General features: G+C 76.4%; 21 protein-coding genes. 9 read left to right on the forward strand and 12 right to left on the reverse strand.

Going from position 1 to position 19,068, the window contains the following annotated elements; translation table 11 throughout:
* Positions 1-63 precede the first annotated feature (63 nt).
* From WCD41_RS30595 to WCD41_RS30605, 3 genes are read right to left on the reverse strand one after another with little or no spacing between them, the layout of a single operon-like run.
* Complete coding sequence (locus tag WCD41_RS30595; RefSeq protein WP_337719042.1) at positions 64-516, reverse strand: MarR family winged helix-turn-helix transcriptional regulator; 453 nt, start codon at positions 514-516, stop codon at positions 64-66.
* A 5-nt stretch (positions 517-521) separates the two neighbouring features.
* Positions 522-1,115, reverse strand: coding sequence for a hypothetical protein (locus WCD41_RS30600; protein ID WP_337719043.1), 594 nt, complete (start codon positions 1,113-1,115; stop codon positions 522-524).
* Positions 1,112-1,699, reverse strand: a complete 588-nt coding sequence (locus tag WCD41_RS30605) for an RNA polymerase sigma factor (RefSeq protein WP_337719044.1) — start codon at positions 1,697-1,699, stop codon at positions 1,112-1,114. Before WCD41_RS30605 ends, WCD41_RS30600 begins: the two co-directional genes overlap by 4 nt.
* Positions 1,700-1,778: 79 nt before the next feature.
* Between WCD41_RS30605 and WCD41_RS30610 the strand changes: the two genes are divergently transcribed.
* Genes WCD41_RS30610 through WCD41_RS30625 form a run of 4 tightly spaced genes read left to right on the forward strand, consistent with a single transcriptional unit; the run spans position 1,779 to position 5,025 of the window.
* Positions 1,779-2,480 carry an SDR family NAD(P)-dependent oxidoreductase gene (locus WCD41_RS30610; protein WP_337719045.1) on the forward strand — a complete coding sequence of 234 codons (702 nt, stop codon included), beginning with the start codon at positions 1,779-1,781 and terminating at the stop codon, positions 2,478-2,480.
* A gap of 28 nt (positions 2,481-2,508) precedes the next feature.
* A complete protein-coding gene (locus tag WCD41_RS30615; protein WP_337719046.1) occupies positions 2,509-3,138 on the forward strand; it encodes a histidine phosphatase family protein in 630 nt (209 codons plus the stop codon).
* Positions 3,139-3,149: 11 nt separating this feature from the next.
* Complete coding sequence (locus WCD41_RS30620) at positions 3,150-4,334, forward strand: glycosyltransferase (RefSeq protein WP_337719047.1); 1,185 nt, start codon at positions 3,150-3,152, stop codon at positions 4,332-4,334.
* 19 nt (positions 4,335-4,353) lie between these two features.
* Complete coding sequence (locus tag WCD41_RS30625; protein WP_337719048.1) at positions 4,354-5,025, forward strand: DUF427 domain-containing protein; 672 nt, start codon at positions 4,354-4,356, stop codon at positions 5,023-5,025.
* Here the strand turns inward: WCD41_RS30625 and WCD41_RS30630 are convergent.
* Together WCD41_RS30630 and WCD41_RS30635 are read right to left on the reverse strand one after the other, a co-directional pair.
* Entirely contained in the window at positions 5,013-5,765 is a 753-nt protein-coding gene (locus WCD41_RS30630; protein ID WP_337719049.1) for an HAD family hydrolase, read from the reverse strand. The genes WCD41_RS30625 and WCD41_RS30630 overlap by 13 nt on opposite strands.
* Positions 5,762-8,125 (reverse strand): phosphoribosyltransferase domain-containing protein, encoded by a 2,364-nt coding sequence (locus WCD41_RS30635; RefSeq protein WP_337719050.1) that lies wholly within the window; start codon positions 8,123-8,125, stop codon positions 5,762-5,764. Before WCD41_RS30635 ends, WCD41_RS30630 begins: the two co-directional genes overlap by 4 nt.
* A gap of 71 nt (positions 8,126-8,196) precedes the next feature.
* Here WCD41_RS30635 and WCD41_RS30640 point away from each other — a divergent pair, with 71 nt between their 5' ends.
* Both WCD41_RS30640 and WCD41_RS30645 read left to right on the forward strand, forming a co-directional pair.
* Positions 8,197-8,859, forward strand: coding sequence for a GNAT family N-acetyltransferase (locus tag WCD41_RS30640; protein WP_337719051.1), 663 nt, complete (start codon positions 8,197-8,199; stop codon positions 8,857-8,859).
* Between the two features lie 176 nt (positions 8,860-9,035).
* Complete coding sequence (locus tag WCD41_RS30645; protein ID WP_337719052.1) at positions 9,036-9,887, forward strand: hypothetical protein; 852 nt, start codon at positions 9,036-9,038, stop codon at positions 9,885-9,887.
* Here the strand turns inward: WCD41_RS30645 and WCD41_RS30650 are convergent, their stop codons facing one another.
* The 6 genes from WCD41_RS30650 to WCD41_RS30675 all read right to left on the reverse strand — a co-directional run bounded on the left by WCD41_RS30650 (position 9,888) and on the right by WCD41_RS30675 (position 14,551).
* Positions 9,888-11,027 (reverse strand): serine hydrolase domain-containing protein, encoded by a 1,140-nt coding sequence (locus WCD41_RS30650; RefSeq protein WP_337719053.1) that lies wholly within the window; start codon positions 11,025-11,027, stop codon positions 9,888-9,890.
* Between the two features lie 47 nt (positions 11,028-11,074).
* Positions 11,075-11,317, reverse strand: a complete 243-nt coding sequence (locus tag WCD41_RS30655; protein ID WP_337719054.1) for a hypothetical protein — start codon at positions 11,315-11,317, stop codon at positions 11,075-11,077.
* A 97-nt stretch (positions 11,318-11,414) separates the two neighbouring features.
* Positions 11,415-11,846 carry a PASTA domain-containing protein gene (locus WCD41_RS30660; protein ID WP_337719055.1) on the reverse strand — a complete coding sequence of 144 codons (432 nt, stop codon included), beginning with the start codon at positions 11,844-11,846 and terminating at the stop codon, positions 11,415-11,417.
* Positions 11,847-12,028: 182 nt separating this feature from the next.
* Complete coding sequence (locus WCD41_RS30665; RefSeq protein ID WP_337719057.1) at positions 12,029-12,223, reverse strand: hypothetical protein; 195 nt, start codon at positions 12,221-12,223, stop codon at positions 12,029-12,031.
* On the reverse strand, positions 12,220-13,482 hold the full coding sequence (locus WCD41_RS30670; RefSeq protein WP_337719058.1) for an Nramp family divalent metal transporter: 1,263 nt from the start codon (positions 13,480-13,482) through the stop codon (positions 12,220-12,222). The genes WCD41_RS30665 and WCD41_RS30670 overlap by 4 nt, the downstream gene beginning before the upstream one ends.
* Positions 13,483-13,582: 100 nt before the next feature.
* On the reverse strand, positions 13,583-14,551 hold the full coding sequence (locus WCD41_RS30675) for a manganese catalase family protein (RefSeq protein WP_337719059.1): 969 nt from the start codon (positions 14,549-14,551) through the stop codon (positions 13,583-13,585).
* A gap of 233 nt (positions 14,552-14,784) precedes the next feature.
* On the opposite strand from WCD41_RS30675, the gene WCD41_RS30680 reads away from it, so the two are divergent.
* The 3 genes from WCD41_RS30680 (at position 14,785) to WCD41_RS30690 (ending at position 17,872) form a co-directional block, all read left to right on the forward strand.
* Positions 14,785-15,492 carry an AfsR/SARP family transcriptional regulator gene (locus WCD41_RS30680; protein ID WP_337719060.1) on the forward strand — a complete coding sequence of 236 codons (708 nt, stop codon included), beginning with the start codon at positions 14,785-14,787 and terminating at the stop codon, positions 15,490-15,492.
* 65 nt (positions 15,493-15,557) lie between these two features.
* The gene (locus WCD41_RS30685) at positions 15,558-16,115 is read left to right on the forward strand and encodes a TetR/AcrR family transcriptional regulator (RefSeq protein ID WP_337719061.1); all 558 of its coding nucleotides are present in this window, start codon (positions 15,558-15,560) and stop codon (positions 16,113-16,115) included.
* The gene (locus WCD41_RS30690; RefSeq protein WP_337719062.1) at positions 16,112-17,872 is read left to right on the forward strand and encodes a CocE/NonD family hydrolase; all 1,761 of its coding nucleotides are present in this window, start codon (positions 16,112-16,114) and stop codon (positions 17,870-17,872) included. Before WCD41_RS30685 ends, WCD41_RS30690 begins: the two co-directional genes overlap by 4 nt.
* Here the strand turns inward: WCD41_RS30690 and WCD41_RS30695 are convergent.
* Positions 17,853-19,067 (reverse strand): cytochrome P450, encoded by a 1,215-nt coding sequence (locus WCD41_RS30695; protein WP_337719063.1) that lies wholly within the window; start codon positions 19,065-19,067, stop codon positions 17,853-17,855. The two genes, WCD41_RS30690 and WCD41_RS30695, sit on opposite strands and share 20 nt — an antisense overlap.
* Position 19,068: the final 1 nt, after the last annotated feature.

Consider the following 19,068-nt stretch of genomic DNA (forward strand, 5'->3'; position numbering starts at 1 on the left):
ACCAACCCCCCGACCCCCACCGTCGACACCGGGCCACCACCGTTCTGACACCACCGGCGGCGATCACGGGCGCCCGGCGACCGCCCCGTCGAGCGCGTCCCGCACACGTCGCAACAGCGCCGACAACGTCGCCGACTCCTCGGCCGTCAGCCCCAGCGCCTCCGGGGCGTTGAACGCCTCCACGCGCGGTTCCGCCTCCGCCAGCGAGGCCCGCCCCGCCGCGGTGAGCCGCAGCCCGGTGGCGCGGCCCCGCCCGCCAGGCCCCTCGCGCTCGACGAGGCCCCGGGTGACCAGGGCGGAGATCAGCTCCCCCATGCTCTGCGGCCGCAGGAGGACCTGCCGGGCCAGCTCGGCCTGCGTCGACCCCCGCCCGGTGCCCTCCTCGTCGCGCAGCACCGCGAGCACCCCGAACTGGTTCGGCGTGAGCCCGGCCTCCGCGAACAGCGCGTGGAAGCCCCGCGCGACGGGGTGGTAGGTCTGGACGATCTCCCAGAGGGGCAGGTCGGGCTGCGTCACGCCTCCTACAACAGCACGTCGTCGACGTGGACGAGCACCGCCACCGGCTCGAGCCCCGTGGACGCGCGGATGCCGTCGGCGACGACCGCCCGGATGCGGTCCCCGAGCGCGATGAGGTCCTCCCCCAGGTCCGCGGCCAGGGTGATCGAGACGACCGTCGACGAGCCCGCCACGCCGGCCGTGACCTCGGGTCCCCCGATGAGGCTCGTCTCCGCTCCCCCGCCCGCGGCGACGAGCCGGCTCAGCGCCACCCGCACGCCCGGCACGCGCGACGCGAGGTGCCGCGCGAGCGACTCCACCGCCTGGGCGCTGATCCGCGTGCGGCCGCGGACGTCGGAGATGCTGCCGAAGTCGGGGTCGGAGGCCACGCCACGGATCCGGCGCATCGCCTCGTCGAGCAGCCCCTCGGGCGCCCGCGGGCGGTGGTCGGCGACCGCCCGGACCGGGGCCCACAGCCGGTCGAACTCGGCGAGCGCGGCCTGGCAGTACGGGCAGTCGCGCTGATGGGCGTCGCGATGATCGCCCGCACCGTCGGCGACCTGCGCGACGAGCGCGTCGGGTTCGCGCCCGCAGGGGAGCCGCGCATCGGTGGAGGTCATGTCCAGTCCTTCATCTCGGACATCAGGGTGGCGCGTGCCCGCGCGAGCCGCCCGCGCACCGTCGCCTCGCTGGTCTTCGTGACGGTCGCCGCCTCGCGGTACGACAGGCCCTCGAGCTGCACCAGCACCAGCGACACCCGCTGGTCCTCGGGCAGCCCGCTGATCGCGCGCAGCCCGGCCTGCAGCTCCTCGCCCGCGAGCACCCGGCGCTCCGGCCCCGGCACCCCCGGGTGGTCGGCGTCGGCGAGCTCGTCGTGGGTGCGCTGTCCCCGACGGTGGTTCAGGCAGCGGTTGACGACGACCCGGTAGAGCCACGTGGTGAACGCCGACGTGCCGCCGAAGCCCGTCAGGGCCGTCCACAGCTGGATGACGACCTCCTGGGCGACGTCGTCCGCGTCGGCGGGGTTGCCGAGCATCCGCAGCGCGATCCGGTAGATGCGGTCGCGGTGCCGGCGCACCAGCTCCTCGTAGGCGCCGCGATCGCCGTCGCGGACCCTGCCCACGAGCCAGCGGTCGGCCTCCTCGTCGAGGCCGGCCGAGGCCCGGGCCTCCCCCGGGCCGGGTTCCCGCCCCGGCGCGCTCACGGGGCTCAGCTTCCCACGATCGGCCGTGGACAATCGATCACCGTTGCCCGGGTGGGGGACGCCACGCCAGCATGCGGCGGTGACCGCACCGACCCAGCGCGAGCTCGCCGTCGTCACCGGCGCCAATCGGGGCCTCGGCCTCGGCGTGGTGCGTCGCCTCGCCGAACGCGGACATCCCGTGGTGCTCGGCGCCCGCGACGCCGAGAAGGGCGCTCGCGCCGCCGCGCACATCGACGGCGACGTCGTCGTCCGTGAGCTCGACGTGTCGAGGCAGGAGTCGGTCGACGACCTCGCCGCCTGGGTGCGGGAGCACCACGACGGCCTGGGCATCCTCGTCAACAACGCCGCGGTCCACTACGACACGTGGCAGACCGCGATCGGCGCCGACCTCGCGGTCGCCGAGGAGGCGCTGTCGGTGAACACCCTCGGCGCCTGGCGCACCACCGTCGCCCTCGGCGACCAGCTCCGCAGCGGCGCCCGCGTGGTCATGGTCTCCAGCGGCTCCGGCTCGTTCGGCGAGACGGGCGGCGCCGGCGGCACCCCGGCCTACGCCGTGAGCAAGGCGGCCCTGGACATGCTGACCGTGAAGCTGTCCACCGACCTGCGCCGTCGTGGCGTGCTCGTCAACGCCGTGTGTCCGGGCTGGGTCGCCACCGACATGGGCGGCGCCGGCGGACGCCCGCTCGACGAGGGCGTCGACAGCATCCTGTGGGCCGTCGATCTCCCGCCCGACGGCCCGACCGGCACGTTCACCCGCGACGGGCGGGAGGTCCCGTGGTGAGCGGCACCCGGGCGGGAGGATGTGCGGCGTGACCGACCTGGTCCTGGCGCGCCACGGCGAGACGCGCTGGCACGCCGAGAACCGCTACGCCGGACGCACCGACGTCGAGCTCGCCCCCGGCGGGCACCGGCAGGCCGAGGGGCTGGCCCGCTGGGCCGCCGGCGCCGGGCTCGACGCGGTGATCACCTCGCCGTTGCGTCGTGCGCGGGACACCGCCCTGCCCGCCGCCCACGCCGCCGGGCTGACGCTGCGCACGGACCCCCGGCTCGTCGAGGTCGACTTCGGCGAGGGCGACGGCCACACCCGCGAGGAGATGGAGACGCTCTTCCCGGAGGCGCTCGCCGCCTTCCTCGCGAAACCGTCCAGCAGCCCGTTGCCGGGTGGCGAGACCGGGAGCGACGCGGTCGAGCGGGCCCTGCCCGTGCTCGCGGCCGAGGTGGCCGCCCGTCCCGACGGGCGGGTCCTCGTCGTCGCGCACCAGACCCTGCTCCGGCTGCTGCTCTGCCACCTGCTGGGACTGCCGCTCGACCACTACCGGGCGGTCTTCCCCCGCCTCGAGGGCGCCGCGCGCACCGTCGTCCGCCCGGCGCCGCACGGGCCCGCGGCGCTCGTCGCGCTCAACGTGCCCTGCCCTGCGGAGCCGCCGGGGCGCGCCTAGCGTCCATGATCGTGGCCGCACCCCGCCGAATCCTCGCCACCGTCACCGGATCGCCCTCGCACGCGCGGGCCGTTCTGCCGTTCGCCCGCGCGCTCGCCGCCGCGGGCCACGAGGTCGTGGTCGCGTGCCCCGAGGAGCTCGGTGACGTCTTCACGGGCTTCGAGGTCGCCCCCGCCATGCCCCCGATGGCCGCGGCCGTCGCGACGCTGCGCCCCGCGCTGGCCGAGCTGGCGGGCCCGCCGGACATGGACGTGATCATGCCGCTGCTGTTCGCCGGCCCCCACGTCGCCGACGCCGTGCGGGCGCTGCGACCCGTGGCCGACCGGCTCGCCCCCGAGCTCGTCCTGCGCGACGGCACCGAGCTGGCCGGGCTGCTCCTCGCCGAGGAGCGCGGGATCCCGCACGTCGCGGCCCCGTCCGGCGGTGGCCAGCGGATGGGCCCCGCCCTCGTCGACGACGCGCTGCGAGCCCGGAGCGCGGAACTGGGTGTCGGACCGGTGACCGGCGCCGACCTGCACCGTCACGGGCGCCTCGACTGCCTCCCGCCGGGCTGGTCGTTCGCGGCGGAGGGCGTCGCGCCGGCGTGGTCGTACCGCCAGGACGACGAGGTGGCGCGCGGGGACGTCCTGCCGGCGTGGATCGGCGAGCTGCCCGCCGGGCGTCCGCTGGTGCTCGCGACGATCGGGACGGCGCTGCCGATGATGGCCGGCCGGGAGGGCGGACCACCGGGGGATGGCCCGCCGGTCGACCCGTCCGGGACCCTGCGCGCCCTCGTCGACGGGCTCGCCGACCTCGACTGCGAGGCGGTGGTCGCCACCGGCGGCCTGCCCGTCGCCGACGGCGCCCCGGCACCGGAGCACGTGCACGTCCTGGACTGGGTGCCGCAGCCGCTGCTGCTGTCGTGCGCGGACCTGCTCGTCACCCACGGCGGCTACAACAGCATCCGGGAGGCCGTCCGCACCGGCACGCCGATGGTCGTGCTGCCGCAGTTCGGCGACCAGGAGGCCAACGCCGACCGCGTCGGCGAGCTCGGGCTGGGACGCCGGAGCGGACCCGGCGACGTCACCGCGACCTGCGCCGCGGTCCTCGCCGACGGGGACGTCCGGGCCGAGGTGCGGCGGGCGCAGCGCGCGATGCTGGCCCTCCCGCCCGTCGCGGTCGCCGCCGACGACCTCGTCGCCCTGGTCGGCACCTGATGTCCGCGGCGGTGCGCCGATGAGCGGCGTCCCGGGCCCCGCCGTCCCCGTCGGCCACGTCGAGCCCTGCCCGCGCCGGGTGCGGGCCCGGCTGGGCGGCCGGGTCGTCGTCGACTCCACCACGGCGCGGTACCTGTGGGAGCACCCCTGGTACCCGCGCTGGATCCTCCCTGCCGACGACGTCCACCCCGACGCCCTCGCCGCCGACCCCGACCACCGCGTCCTCGACGACGGGCACCTCGCCCTGACCTGGACCGCGTTCGACGCCTGGTTCGAGGAGGACGAGGAGGTCCACGTCCACCCCCGCAGCCCGTACGTCCGGGTCGACGCCCTCCGCTCGCGGCGCCGCGTGCGGGTCGAGCTCGACGGGATCGTGCTCGCCGAGTCCGACGCCCCGGTGCTGCTCTTCGAGACCGGCCTGCCGACCCGGGCCTACCTCGACCCCACGGCCGTCGACGTCTCCCGGCTCGAGCTCTCACCGACCGTGACGGCGTGCCCGTACAAGGGCGTGACCAGCCGGTACTGGTCGGTGCGCACCCCCACGGGCCGGTACGACGACCTCGCCTGGTCCTACGACCACCCCGCGGCCGCGGTCGCCCGCATCGCCGGGCTCGTGGCGTTCTACGACGAGCGCCTCGACGTGATCGTCGACGGCGTGCGCCGGGAGCGTCCCCGGACTCATCTGGCCTGAGCCAGCAGCCAGGCGGCGATCTCCTCCCCCGCCGCGACGCCACGGCCGCTGGTCACCGCGATGTGGTCGGCACGCCAGCCCGACGCGTACAGCCGACCGTCGACCGGCTGGATCCCCGCGTCGGCGGCGGCGAGCAGGTCGGCGTCGAGCGGGGAGTCGCCGGCGGCCAGGAGGTGCGCCGCCCCCGTGCGGCGGCGGACCTCGGCGACCGCCGCGCCCTTCGTCAGCGACACCGGCAGGACGTGGACCTTGTCCCGGTCGACGTCCACCCGCCAGCCACGCCCCGCGCACCACGGCGCGAGCCCGTCGAGCCGGGCGTCGGTGGTGCGCGCGACCAGGAAACAGCCGTCGACCTGCCGCGACGCCCCGAGCCGCCGCGCGACCTCGCCGATCGGCGCCGCCGACGCCGCGCGCCGGCGGACCTCCGCCTCCCACCCCGGATCGGCGACGCCGTCCACCAGCAGCACCCCACCGTTCGCGCACACCGCGTACCGCGGGCGCGCGCCGAGGCGTCCCAGGGCGAGGCGCCGGTACTGCGTCACCGATCGGGTGGTCGCCGGCACCCACAGCGCCCGCCGGTCGAGGGCCGCCAGGTCCTCGGCGGTGCGGCGGGAGAGCATCGCGGTGGGCACGTCTCCACGGCGCTCCAGGCAGACGACCGTGCCGGGGACGACGGTCCCGGCTGCTCGCGCCGAGTGCACGAGCGTCCGGTCGAGATCGGTCGCGGCGAGGACCGTCATCGCGCCCGGAGCACGCCGACGCAGCGGTACGGCGACGCGATCCCGCCCGCGTGGCCCGGGAGCGGCCGGGTCGGCACACCCCGCTCGGCACAGAGCCGGCGCACCGGGTCGAGATCCGGCCCGGCGTCCGGCGCGAGGAGCACCGCCGCGGGGTCGCGACGCAGGAGCACCCGCAGCGTCTCGCCGACCCCACCCCGCAGCCGGCGAGGATCGCCCGCCCGGTCGCCCTGGAGCGCCGCCAGGAAGCGCGCGCCACGGTGATCGGGCGGGGTCGCCGCCAGGAGGGCGCCGGCGGTGGGAGCACTGACCGGGAAGCAGGCGCTGACCGCGTCGAGGAACGCCGCCGTCCGGTCGCCGGCCGCGAGCCCGGCGTAGAACGCGGCGCCGTCGTAGGCGCCCGGGCCGAGGAGATCGGCGCGGGCGACGGTGCGCGACACGAGCCCGGAGACCGTCGCGTTGAGGCAGGCCTGGGGCACGAGCAGGTCGTCGCGGGTCCCGTAGATCTCGGCGCGGTGGGCCGGGTCGGCGAGCACGGCGACGGTCGGGTCGACGACCGTGCCGGTCTCGCCGGCGTAGCGGGCGAGGTCGGCGTGCACCTCGTCGACGATCCCGCCCGCGCCCGTCCACCCGTCGAGCAGGACGAGCGCGGCGGGATCGTGGGCGGCGACGAGGGCATCCAGCGCGGCGCGGTCGAGCCCCCGGCCGCGGACCACGCTCATCGCGTAGTGCGGCAGCGCGACCCCCCGCACCCGCGCGGCCCAGCGACGCACCAGCACCCCCACCGGCGTGCCGGCGCGCGCGAGCGACACCAGCACGGCGCCCGGGCCGCGCCGGGCGAGCACCCGGTCGGCGAGGACACCCACCGCTGCCGCCACCGGCCCGGCGGACCGGTCGAGCGCCCGCGTCACCACCCGCGCGTAGCCCGCGCTCGGCTCCCGCTCGACGGGCAGCGTCGCGGCGTAGGAGGTCCCGGCGGCGATCGCGTCCTCCCGCGCCGCGAGCGGGGTCTCCAGCGCGTGGCCGGCGAGGTCGCTGAGCAGCCAGCCCACCTCGTCGCGGGCGAAGGTGCCGAACCCGGGACCCCGGCGCGTGGCCACGACGGGGCCGGCGGCAGGTCGCGGCGGGCGGCACGGCACCACGGCCTCGACGACACGCCCGGCGACGGCGGCGAGGCGTGGGAGCAGCCCGTCGGCGCCACGCAGGGCCGGGGTCCGCGCGGCGGCGTCGACGACCACGACGACCGTGTCGTAGCGCCCCGCCCCGACCCCGTAGACGTAGCGCTCCGACGCGTGCCCGAGGGCGTGATCGTGCGCCGCGTACGCGAGGGCCGACCGCACGGGGTAGCCGGGGACGTCCCACGCCAGGAGCGGCGAACGGCTCGTCGCCCCGATCTCGACGTCGTGCCCGAGCCCGGCGAGGGCCTCGGCCAGGCGGACCGGCAGGTAGTGCAGCTCCTCGCAGCCCAGGACCAGCACCCGGCCGGGCCGCGGACCGAGCGCGCGCGCCAGGACGTCGGCCGCCGCCGGCACCGCCCCGTCCAGCGCCGCGCGGCCCGCACGGTCGAGCCCGTGCCGCGCGCCCTCCGCGGCCCCGTCGAGGGGCAGGGACACCGCGGTCGTGGACGGACCGCCCGCCGGCCGCGCCGTCGCGTCGGGCTCGGCGCCGAGGACCCGGGCGGCACGGTCGAGGACGTCGGCAGGGGCGCTCACGCCGGCTCGGGCGACGGCGACGACGTCCACCCGGGCGCCGAGCTCGCGGGCGAGGCGCGGGATCGCGTCGTCGTCGGGACCCCGCAGGTCGGCCAGCGTCGCGACGACGTAGCGGCACCGCGGCAGGCGGCGGTGCAGCCGGCGCACGGTCGCGGCGACGGTCCGCCCGGTGGAGAGCTCGTCGTCGACGAGGACGAGGGGACGGTCCGGGGTCCAGCCGCCCGGGTCGTCGGGGACGAGGACGTGGCGCGGGGCGTGGCTGTGCGCCTCGTCGAACGCCGCGAGGACCGCCGCGCCGGCGACGACGCGGCGGGTGGTGTGGACGACGTGCTCGGCGTCCAGGGCGTCGGCGACGAGGTGCGCGAGCGCCGTCGCGTTCTCGGCGAACCCGACGACGACCGGCGCTGCACCGTGCACCGGGAGCACGCGGCGCACCCGGTCGGCCAGCGCGTCGGCCGCCGCCCGGACGTCGGCGGGGGCCACGGGGACGTGCTTGCCGAGGAGACGGGCGACCGGGAGGTGCGCGCGTCGTGGGTTGCGGCGCAGCGCCAGGCCGACGACGTCGCGCACCGGCACGGCCTCCTCGTCGGGCCCGAGCACGAGACCGAGGGCGTCGCGGACGACCTCGCCGGGCCAGATCGCGTCACCCACGGGTGTCCTTGATGCCAGACGCGCGCACGGAGCACCACCGTGGGCGCCGGGACGGGCCAGGATGAGCGTGGATGGCACCCGACCCCGCCGACCCGCTGCGGCACTGGCCGCTGGCCGGGCTCGTGCTGCGCACGCCGCGGCTCGAGCTGCGTCCCGACGACGACGTCGGGCTCGCGGCCCTCGCGGACCGGGCGCTCGACGGGGTGCACCCCGCCGACCAGATGCCGTTCCTCGAGCCGTGGACCGACGGGGCGGACGACCCCGGCTTCGCCCGCGGGGTGATGCAGTACGCCTGGGGTTGCCGGGCGGAGCTCGGCCCGACGCGCTGGACGGTGAACTTCCTCGTCCGCGAGGGCGGCCGGGTGCTCGGGATGCAGACGCTCGCCGCGCGGGACTTCGGTGTCCTGGGCGAGGTGCGCAGCGGGTCGTGGCTGACGCGGGCGGCGCAGGGTCGGGGCCTGGGCACCGAGATGCGTCACGCCGTCGTCGCGCTCGCCTTCGACCACCTCGGCGCCCGCGCGGCGCGCACGAGCGCGTTCGCGGACAACGCCGCCTCGCGCCAGGTGTCCGACCGGCTCGGCTACACGCCCGACGGCGTCGAACGCCACGTCCGCCGCGGCCGGCCGGCGTTGCTGCTCCGCGCCCGCCTCACGCCCGCGGACTGGGAGCGCCCGGGCTGGACGCTCGCGGTCGAGGGCCTCGACCCGTGCCGGGAGCTGCTGGGCGCGCCCTGACCCGCCGCGTCCAGCCGACACGCCGCACACCATCGGGGAAAGAAGGCGTCTGGGGTTACGCGTGTGACGGGTGAGGGGGTAGACCACGGTCAGCGAGCAACCCGGGGGGATCGATGTCGTACGACGCGCGAGCCGACGCGCCGTACGCCCACGCCCGGCGGACGCTTCGCGCGGTCGTGTCGGTCCTCCTCACCGGTGTTCTCGCGGCGCTGTTCCTCGTGCTCCTGGAGTCCGCGGTCGCCGAGCCGGATCCGCGGCGCGTGGCCGGCGAGCTCCTCCTCCCCGGGGCCGGCACCGGAGCCACCGAGGCCACCGGAGCCACCGAGGCCACCGCCCTCGTCCCGTCGGTCGCCCTGCCCTACGGCGGCCAGCTCGACCGCCCCGACCCCGCCGACGTCGTCGACCCCGGGTCACTCATGGGGCTCGGGCTGCTGGTGCTCGGGCTCGTCAACGGGCTGGTGTTCGTCGGCGCCGCGGCGCTGGACGGGATGGTGGCGCCGTCGGCCGCGGAGACCCGGCGGCGCCTGCGCAGCCGCTCGGGCCGCGGCGTCGTCCCCGGCGGGTGGCGCGAGGTCGAGCGCACCGTGCCGGCCCGGGCCACGGCCCCGGCGGCCTCGGACGGGCCCGCCCTCACCGACGAGCCCGCCCTGCGCAGCGTGCCGGGCCCGCCGGCGGTCGGGACCACCTACGCACCCTTCCCGCGTCCCGGAACGACGTGGAGCCCGGCACCCGAACGACACGTCCCTGCCCCCGTCCCGGAGGACGACCCCGTGACACAGCACGACCCCGCACGACAGCACGACCCCGCACCACAGCACGAGCCGGTGACCCAGCTCCCTCCGGTCGTCCCCGAGCTCCCGGAGCGACCGGCGGTCCGGCCCCGGACCCGGCGCCCCTCCCCCGTGCCGCGCGACGGCGGCGACGGCGCGCACCGCGCGACCCGGCGTGGTTCCGGCCCGTGGGGCTGGCGCCCCGCCCGCCCCGACCCGGTGCCGTGGCGCAACCCGCTGCCGGCCCTGGCAACCTGATCAGCGGACGAGAGCCCGCTCCACCGTCGCGGTGAACGCCGCGAACACCGACGCCGTCGGCGGGAACACCTGGGTCACCAGCACCGCCGCGAGGTCGTGGTCGGGCCACGAGTACCAGAGCGTCCCGAGCCCGCCCGCCCAGCCGTAGCGGGGTCCGGCGGCGGTCCCGACGACACCGACACCGAGCCCCCACCCGCCGCCGTCGAGGAACGGCACGGCGCCGGGTGCGACGCGCTGGGCCGGGGTGAGGTGGTCGGTGGTCATCGCGGCGACGGCGGCCGGGTCGAGCAGCCCACCACCGTCGTCGAGGAGCATCCCCGCGAAGCGCAGCAGGTCCCCGGCCGTCCCGGCGAGCCCGCCGCGGCCGTCGGGGAAGGCGGGCGGCGCGAGCCAGTGGCTGTCCGTCACGCCGTCGAACGGCACGAGGGCGTCGTCCTCGTCGCGGGCGAAAGCGGGGACGAGCCGCGTCGGGTCGGCGACGAACCCGGTCGCGGTCATCCCGAGCGGGGCGAGGATCCGCTCGGTGAGCACCTCACCGAGCGGGCGTCCCGCCGCTCGGGCCAGCAGGACGCCGAGCACCGCGTACGAGAGCTCGTAGCGCCAGGCCGCTCCGGGCTGGTCGAGCAGCGGCAGGCCGGCGAAGCGGGCGAGCCACTCGGCGGGACCCGGCAGTCCGCGCGGGTCGGGCGGGCCGAAGCCCAGGCCGAGGGCCACGGCGCGGTCGAGGACGGGGCACGGACCCTCGTCGACGGCGAAGCCGAAGCCCATCCGCATCGTCAGCAGGTCCTCGACCGTGATCGGGCGGTGGGCCGGCACGACGTCCTCGCCGTCCAGCCGCACCAGCACCCGCCGGTGCGCGAGCTCCGGCACGAGGCGGTCGACCGGCTCGTCGAGCGCGAGCAGGCCGTCGGCCGCGAGGCACAGGGCCAGCGCCGCGATGAGGGGCTTGGTGTTCGAGCTCAGCCGGACGACGGCGTCGGTCCGCAGCGCGACGTCGCCGCCCGGTGAGGTGACGCCGGCGGCGGCCAGGTCGATCGAGGCAGCGGCGCCGTCGCGGCGCCGGACGCCGACGATCGCGCCGGGGACGGCCCCCTCGGCGACGAGCGGGGCGACGCCCGCGAGCACCTCGTCCGCGTCCACGGTCCCCCCGGGGTCGACCTCGACCCCGACCGGGCGGCGGGACCGGCTCAGGCCACCCCGGCGGAACTCCTCCGGCGGTCACCCAGCGGGTCCGCACCGTAGCCGAGCACCTGCGGGTCGACGACGAGCCGCTCGGGGCGGACCACGATCGGCCGAGCCCGCGCGTCGAGCACCGGGACCGCACCGGCACGCCCCGCGGCCCGGAGGGCGCGGATGTTCTCGAGGTCCTCGGGACTCACGAAGGCCCCGAGCGCCGGGCGCCCGGAGTAGTGCAGCGACACGTGGTACACGGTTGAATCGTCAACCGCATTCCGGTCCGGCGCCAGCGGGCCGACGCGGATCACACCGCGTCGCCGCCGGGCCGCCGGGGCTCAGCCCTTCGTGCGCTCAGCCGTTGAAGCCGCCACCGGCCGGGCCGACCGGGCTGGGCTCGGGGCGCACGCCGCCCCCGCCGCCGGAGCCGTACGGGCCGTCGTCGGGGTCGGGCCCCGTGGGCGTGCGGGCGGCACCGCCCTGGATCCAGATGCCGACCTCGGTGCCGCGCTCGAGCTTCTCGCCCGGCGCCGGCTCCTGGTCCTCCACGTGGCCACGCCCGGCACCGGTGTGCACGGCGTTGCGGCCGACGGCGAGGACTCCGGCGTCCAGCGCCTTGTCGTGGGCCTCGGCGGCGGGCAGGCCCACGAGCTCGGGCACCGTGGTCAGTCCCTCGGGGTGGTCCGTGGCCTGGTTCTCGGCCGTGCTCTGGGCCATGTCCTGGGTCGTCTCCTCGATCGTGCTCGTCTCGGTGTCCATCGTCGCCTCCTCCGGCGTACCGGTCATGACGGATCCGTACCCATCCTGCCCGCGGCCCCATCAACCGTCGGGCATCACCCGGCGTGCCGGTCCGGCCCCCGGGCGTCGCGACCCCCTGCGGGCTGGGCGGGAGCCACCGGAGCACACCGATGTGGTCCTGGTCTCACCGAGGGTGCCGCAGGGGTGCTCCCGTGCTCGCGGCGGGGGTCTCAGGAGACCTCCCGACCCTCGACCGCCTCCAACCACCGCCGCACGAGCGCGCACGCGTCGTCCACGCCGTCGGCCACGCCGACGGGGTGGGTCGGGCCGGCGAGGTCGTCGGCGGCGGTGAGCCGCACGCGCAGGGCGTCCCCCTCGACCCACGCCGCGAGCAGGAGGACCGCGCCCCCCGGGCCAGAGGTCACGCGAGCACCGACACGACGAGCCAGGCGTTGACGCCGATGACCACGCTCGCGAGGACGCCGGCCACCGCCGTCACCGCCGGGCGGGCCGCGAGCTCGCCCATCAGCCCGCGCCGCCGCCCGAGGTCCAGGACCGGGACCAGCGCGAACGGGATGCCGAACGAGAGCACGACCTGCGAGACGAGCAGGATCAGGGTCGGGTCGGCGCCGAGGCCGAGCAGCAGGAGCGCCGGGGCGAGGGTGACGCCGCGGCGCACCCACAGCGTGACCCGGCGGCGCAGGAAGCCGGACATGATGACCTGGCCGGCGTAGGTGCCGACGCCGGACGAGACGAGCCCCGAGAGCAGCAGCGCGACCGCGAAGGCCGTGGCCGCGAGCGGCCCGGCCAGCACGCCGAGCCCGGCGTGCACCCCCTCGAGGTCCTCGGGCGCCGTCACCCCGGGCTGGAAGAACACCGTCGCCGCCACGACGAGCATGACGGCGTTCAGCACGCCGGCCGTGCCCATGCCCAGGGCGAGGTCGAGGCGTTGACCCCGCAGCGCGGCGGCCGTGCCGCCGGCCCGGCGGCGGGCGTCGCGGGTGAGGTCGGAGTGCAGGTAGATGACGTGCGGCATCACCGTCGCGCCGAGGATGCCGGTGGCGAGCAGCAGGCTGTCGGTGCCGGCGAGGCCGGGCACGAGCCCGCCCGCGACGGCGGCCGCGTCCGGGGACGTCTGGCCGAGCGTCGTGAGGAGGCAGACGAGGATGCCCAGGAACAGCGCGACGACGAGCAGCTCGAAGCGCCGCGGCCTGCGCTGCTGCACCGCGAGCAGGGCGCAGGCGACGAGGCCCGTGGCGAGGCCGCCGGGGAGCAGCGGCACCCCGAACAGGAGGTTCAGGGCGATCGCGCCGCCGACGACCTCGGCGAGGTCGGTGGCGATCGCGACCGCCTCGGCCTGCACCCACAGCAGCCTGCTGACCGGGCGCGGGTAGTGCTCGCGACACAGCTCCGGGAGGTTGCGCCCGGTCGCGAGGCCGAGCCGGGCGGTCAGGTACTGCACCAGGACCGCCATGAGGTTTGCGGCGACGATCACCCAGAGCAGCAGCGTGCCGTGGGAGGCGCCCGCGACGGTGTTGGTGGCGAAGTTGCCGGGGTCGACGTACGCGGTCGCCGCGACGACGGCGGGCCCGAGCAGCGGGAGCAGCCGGCGGACGCGGCCGGGAGCACGCGGCGGTGACGCCGACGGTCCGGCGGCGGTCTCGGGGGGTGAGGCGACGGTCATCGGCTCTCCGGTCGGGGGCACTCCGTCGGGCGGGGGGCGGGCCGCCGGGCCGACCGGCCCGCGAGGGGGCGGGAGGTCGGCCCGGCGACGGCGGGGTCGCTCAGCCCGTGGGGCCGTACTGCCCGGGCGGGGTGTTGTTCTCCATCTCGCCGGTGGCCTGGATGAGCTCCATGAGCTCGCTGTCGAGGCCGGGGCCGAACTCCTCGGGACGCTCGACGGCGATCTCCATCGGCGCACCCTCCGGGGCCTGCTCGGTGGTCAGGTCCGTGCCGTCCTTCGACGGCGACGGCCCGTTGTAGACCTTCGAGGCCTCGTTCAGCTGGTCGATGTTGAAGGTGTACTGCTTGCTCTGCAGACCCTGCTCGAGCAGCGTCGCGACCTCGGGGAAGCGCTCCGCGTTCGTCTTCGGGATCGGCAGCAGCTTGTTCCACTCGACGCCGAGCTTCTCCAGCGCCTTGGCGTACGCGTTCTCGTGCGCCTGGTCGCGGACGATCAGGTAGGCGATCGTCGAGCGCGCGGTCTTGTTGGCCGTCATCTCGTAGAGCCGGCACTTCTGCAGGCGGCCGGTCGACTCGAGCATGAGGTTGTAGAGCAGGTTCAGCGGGAGGTTGCCGCTGTCGTAGACGTACTTGCCCGTCCACGGGTCGCCCTGCGCGTCGACGGGCAGCGCACCCTGCGCACCGACGAGCCAGTGGTGGATGTTGCCGCCGTCGAGCGCGATCGACAGCGGCGTCGCGCCGCCCTCGCCCGGCTCGTCCAGGTGGGTCGGGTTGCCCTGGTAGCGGGGCGAGCCGTCGACGAGACGGGCGATCGTCGTCGCGATGAGCTCGACGTGGCCGATCTCCTCGGTGCCCACGCCGTAGAGCAGGTCACGGAACGGCTTGGCCGTCGCGCCGCGGAAATTGAAGCTCTGGAACAGGTACTGCATCATCGTGCGCATCTCGCCGAACTGGCCGCCCAGCCCCTCCTGCAGGGCGTTCGCGGCCGCCGGGTCCGGCTCGTCCGGGACGATCTCGTTGATCAGGCGCTGCACGTGGAAGAACACGGTGTTCCCTTCGAGGGTCGGCACTGCGGTCCCGGGAGCCTCCGAGACGCCCGTCCCCGCGCCGTCCCCCCAGCCGTCGCCACAGCCGTCCCCGTCGTGTCTCGATCGCGTCCCCGGTGGGCACCCCCGCCCCGTCCCCCCGCTCGCGCGGGTGGGTCCCGCGCGGTTGAACCCCTCAGGCGCGCCGCCCTCGGTCCCGCGGCGGGACCGATCCCCTGACGCGACAGCCGGGCCCACGCCCGGCGGGAACGGCGGCGATGACGACCGACGTGCCTGCGCCCTGCCTGGCGCAGCTCTTCCTGGTGGGACGGTTCGCGTGCCGGGTCGGTGACGACGACGTCCGGCTCACGCCGACCGCGGAGCGGGTCCTCGCGTTCCTCGCGCTGGCCCGGCGCCCGGTCCGCCGCCACCAGCTCGCCGGCACCCTGTGGCCCGAGGTCACCGACCGGCAGGCGCTGACGCGGCTGCGCTCCACCCTGTGGAAGGTCCCGGCCCCGCACCGGGCCGCGCTGGTCGAGGCCGACGCGACGACGGTGGCCCTGCACCGCGACGCCGGCGTCGACCTCTACGCCCTCGACGACCCCGAGCCCTCCCCCGCCACCGCGGCCGCCCCGATGGCCGCCGGGGAGCTCCTGCCGGGCTGGTGCGACGAGTGGGTGCTCGTCGAGCGGGAGCGCCACCGCCAGCTGCGCCTGCACGCCCTCGAGGACCGGTGCGCCCGGGCGTGCGAGCAGGGGCTCTACACCGACGCCCTGCGGGCCGGGCTGGAGGCGGTGGCGCAGGAGCCGTTGCGCGAGAGCGCCCACCGCCGGGTGATCGAGGTCCACCTCGCCGAGGGCAACAGCGCCGAGGCCCTGCACCAGTACGAGACCTTCCGGACGCTCCTGCGCGCCGAGCTCGGCCTCGCCCCCTCCCCCGCCATCCGCGCGCTGGTGCGGCCGCTCCTGGGACGGCCCGCCGACTGACGTTCGTCGTTGACCGTTCGACCCCTGGGTGCTTTGGTAGGACTACCAACCAGGGAGGTGCGGGCGTGCCCGACCGGCGCGGTGAGATCGTCCGCGCCGCACTCGACGTGGTCCGGGAGGGCGGGCTCGGGTCGTTCACGCAGCCCCGGGTGGCCCGCCACGCCGGGCTGCGCCAGAGCCACCTGACCTACTACTTCCCGACCCGCGACGATCTGCTGGCCGCCGTGGCCCGCGAGGCCGTGCAGCAGCGCGTCGCGGCCCTCGCCCCGATCGCCGACGCCGGGGACGCGCAGGCGAAGCTCGCGGCCCTCCTCGACGTCCTCGTCGCCCCCGAGCAGACCCGCGTCCTGCTCGCCCTGACCCAGAGCGCCGAGCTCGACGACGCCGTCCGCACGAGCATGGCCGAGCTGGGGCGCGGGATCGCCCCGCTCGGCGCCGCGCTGCTCACGGCCTTCGGCGTCCCGGTCACCCCGACCGCACTCGACGCCCTCCAGACGACGTCCACCGGCGTCGCCGTCCTCGCCCTCGCCCAGGGCGGCGAGGAGTTCCGCCCGCGCGCCGAGGCCGTGCTGACGGCGCTGCTGACCGGTCTGTCCGACCACTCCCGAGAGGCACCACCGTGACCCCGCACATCCCGCTGAAGGGCTCGACCGCCGGACGCCAGTACGCGGGGTGGACGCCCCGGGCGTTCGCCGCCGAAGGGCTCGGCAACCGCGTCCTCGCCGACCAGCGCATCCCCGTCAGCGGCGGCGCGAGCCTGCACGCCGACGTCTACACGCCCGCGACGCCCGGCCGGTACCCCGCCGTGGTCGCGTTCGCCGCCTACAGCACCGAGACGCACACCGCCGGCATCCCGACGGGCTCGAACGAGATCGGGTCGCCGCCCGTGTTCACCGACCGCGGGTACTGCCCGGTGATCGTCGAGCGCCGTGGCATGGGGCGTTCCGGCGGCGAGCAGGTCATGTTCCTCGCCGACCAGGACGTCGACGACCACGAGAAGGTCATCGCCTGGGCCGCCGAGCAGCCCTGGTGCAACGGCGAGGTCGTGCTCTTCGGCACCTCGTACTACGGCCTGACCCAGCTCCAGGTGGCCGCCCGCAAGCCGCCGGCGCTCCGGGCGTTCTTCGCCAACGAGATCTGCACCGACTACTTCCGCCACCTCGTGCAGTTCGGCGGCGTGCCGGGCAGCTTCTTCTTCGCGCTGTGGATGGGCGCGAACTTCACCGACGCCCGCGACGACGCCCGTGTCACCCCGGACCGCCGCGCGCTGATCAGCCATCTCACCAACGGGCCGCTGCACCCGCTGCTCGAGAAGCTGGTCCACCGCAACGTCGGCACGATGTTCGAGAAGTTCATGGCGGCGACCCCCGACGAGTTCGTCCGCGCGATCTACGCGCACTGGATGTTCGACGAGAAGACCCGCGAGCAGTCGACGATCCCGGAGGGCCCGTCACCGGTGCTCGGCGAGATCGAGGTCCCGTTCACGGTCGTGCAGAACCTCGGCTACCTCAACCTGCACCAGTTCGGCGCCTACGACCTGTTCGAGCACGCGGGCACCCCGGCCGGCCGGAAGTGGCTGATCATGGGGCCGCCCGAATACGACCTGCCCGTGTACGCCTGGCAGGGCGAGGCGCTGGCGTTCTTCGACCACGTCCTGCACGGCCTCGACAACGGCTACGCCGAGCAGCCGCCCGTGCGGTACTGGGTCGACGGAGAAGGGGACTTCGCCGCCGCCGGCGACTTCCCGCCGCCGGACGGCGAGGTCGTGCGCCTCGGTCTGGAGTCGGCGGGCGCGGACCACGAGACCCACCGGCTGACGCCGGGGGCCGCCGCGGCGGGCGCGAACTCCTGGGCCGCGGTGCCCCGCGGGGTGCCGGTGGTCGGGGGGCTCGACGAGATCGCCAACCAGCTGCTGACCTTCGAGCTGCCGGTCACCGACGAGCTCCGCCTCGCCGGGCCGGTCACCGTGCGCCTGTCGTTCAGCGCCAACGAGATCGACTCGTACGTCCTCGCCCGCCTGACCCGCGTCGACACCGACGGCGCGCTCCACCAGCTCTCGATGGGCGCGATCCGGCCGGTCGCGCGCACCGAGGACGAGGAGCGCTCCACCGCGACCGAGATCGCGATCGACTCCGGGCGCCGCGAACCCCTCGTCCCCGGCGAGCCGGTGGTGCTGCGCTTCAGCCTGACCCCGTTCCCGGTCGTGCTGCGCCCCGGGGAGCGGCTGCGCCTCGACCTCGGGAGCCGCACGGACCTGCTGCGCAAGGACCCGGGCCAGGGCTACGTCCAGTTCGACCTGCCCGTCCCGCCGTACCTCTGCCGCAACACCGTGCACCTCGGCGGAGAGAGCTGGATCGAGGTCACGCGCGTGCCAGGGTGAGGCGCAGGGGTAGCGAGGCGAAGGCGCGCATCGTGTTGTTGTGGTGCCTCGTCGGCGCGGCGGCCGGCTCGATCCGCTCCACCCGCCGGGCGAGCGCCGTCAGCAGCGCCGCGCCCTCGAGACGCGCGACGTGCTGGCCGACGCACTGGTGCAGGCCCATCCCGTAGCCCACGTGCCCGGAGGGGTCGCGGTCCAGGTCGAAGCGGTCGGGGTCGTCCCAGTGGCGGGGGTCGCGGTTCGCGGCGCCGAGGAACATCAGGATCTTGTGGTCGGCAGGGACCACCGTGTCGCCGATCGGCACGTCGCCCTCGGCGGTCCGGAAGAACGTCTGCACCGGCGACTGCCAGCGCACGGCCTCGTCGAACGCCACGCGTGCCCGCTCCGGGCGCGCCCGCAGGGTCGCCCACGCCGACGGGTGGGTCGCGAGCCCGTGCAGCACGGCGCCGAGACCGTGCACGGTCGTGTCCACACCGGCCGTCAGCAGCGAGCGGACGATGAGCGGCGCCTGCGCGGGGGTGATGTCACCGCGATCCGACGCCGCCCAGATCGCGGCACCGAAGCCGTCGTCGGTGAGCACCTCGCGCGCGCACTGCGCCGCCACCCACGCCGAGAGCTCGCCGACCCGCGGCGCGCCCTTGGCCACGAGGTCGTTCGCCGGGCCGAAGGCGTTGAACGCGTGGTCGCCGTAGGGCAGCAGGTGCTCGCGGCCCTCCGGGGGCAGGCCGACCGCGTCGGGGAAGACGCGCAGCGGGAAGGCCTCGGCGAGCGCCGCCATCCCGTCGAGCTCGACGACACCGCCCCGACCGTCCAGCAGCCCGGCGACCAGGTCCTCCGCGTCGGCGAACCACCGGTCGGTCAGCCGGCGCAGCGCCCGCGGCCCGAGGATCGCCGAGAGCACCGCGCGGGGGGCGTCGTGGTGCGGCGGGTCGGCCTCGAGCAGCAGGCTCGGCGGTCGCCACGGCGTCTCGTGCTTGAAGTTCGACATCCCGACCCCGGCGCTCGACGGGAACCGCTGCCAGTCGACGAGCGCCGCGCGGACCTCGGCGTAGCGGGCCACGGCGTAGAGGTCGTAGCGCGGGAGGTACACGACCGGTCCCGCGTCGCGCAGCGCCGCCTGCATCGGCAGCGGGTCCTCGAGGACCTCGGGCGAGAAGGGGTCGACGTCGAGCGTCGGGACGGTGGCGACGGCGGTCACG

Origin of the sequence: Actinomycetospora aeridis (genome assembly GCF_037400275.1) — a bacterium.
GTDB lineage: Bacteria > Actinomycetota > Actinomycetes > Mycobacteriales > Pseudonocardiaceae > Actinomycetospora > Actinomycetospora aeridis.

Bases quoted from the DNA above. Each gene is read 5' to 3' on its own strand.
- WCD41_RS30630 (WP_337719049.1), bottom strand. From the start codon at position 5,765: ATGACGGTCCTCGCCGCGACCGATCTCGACCGGACGCTCGTGCACTCG.
- WCD41_RS30600 (WP_337719043.1), bottom strand. From the start codon at position 1,115: ATGACCTCCACCGATGCGCGGCTCCCCTGCGGGCGCGAACCCGACGCG.
- WCD41_RS30660 (WP_337719055.1), bottom strand. From the start codon at position 11,846: ATGACCGGTACGCCGGAGGAGGCGACGATGGACACCGAGACGAGCACG.
- WCD41_RS30680 (WP_337719060.1), top strand. From the start codon at position 14,785: ATGACGACCGACGTGCCTGCGCCCTGCCTGGCGCAGCTCTTCCTGGTG.
- WCD41_RS30670 (WP_337719058.1), bottom strand. From the start codon at position 13,482: ATGACCGTCGCCTCACCCCCCGAGACCGCCGCCGGACCGTCGGCGTCA.
- WCD41_RS30640 (WP_337719051.1), top strand. From the start codon at position 8,197: ATGGCACCCGACCCCGCCGACCCGCTGCGGCACTGGCCGCTGGCCGGG.
- WCD41_RS30625 (WP_337719048.1), top strand. From the start codon at position 4,354: ATGAGCGGCGTCCCGGGCCCCGCCGTCCCCGTCGGCCACGTCGAGCCC.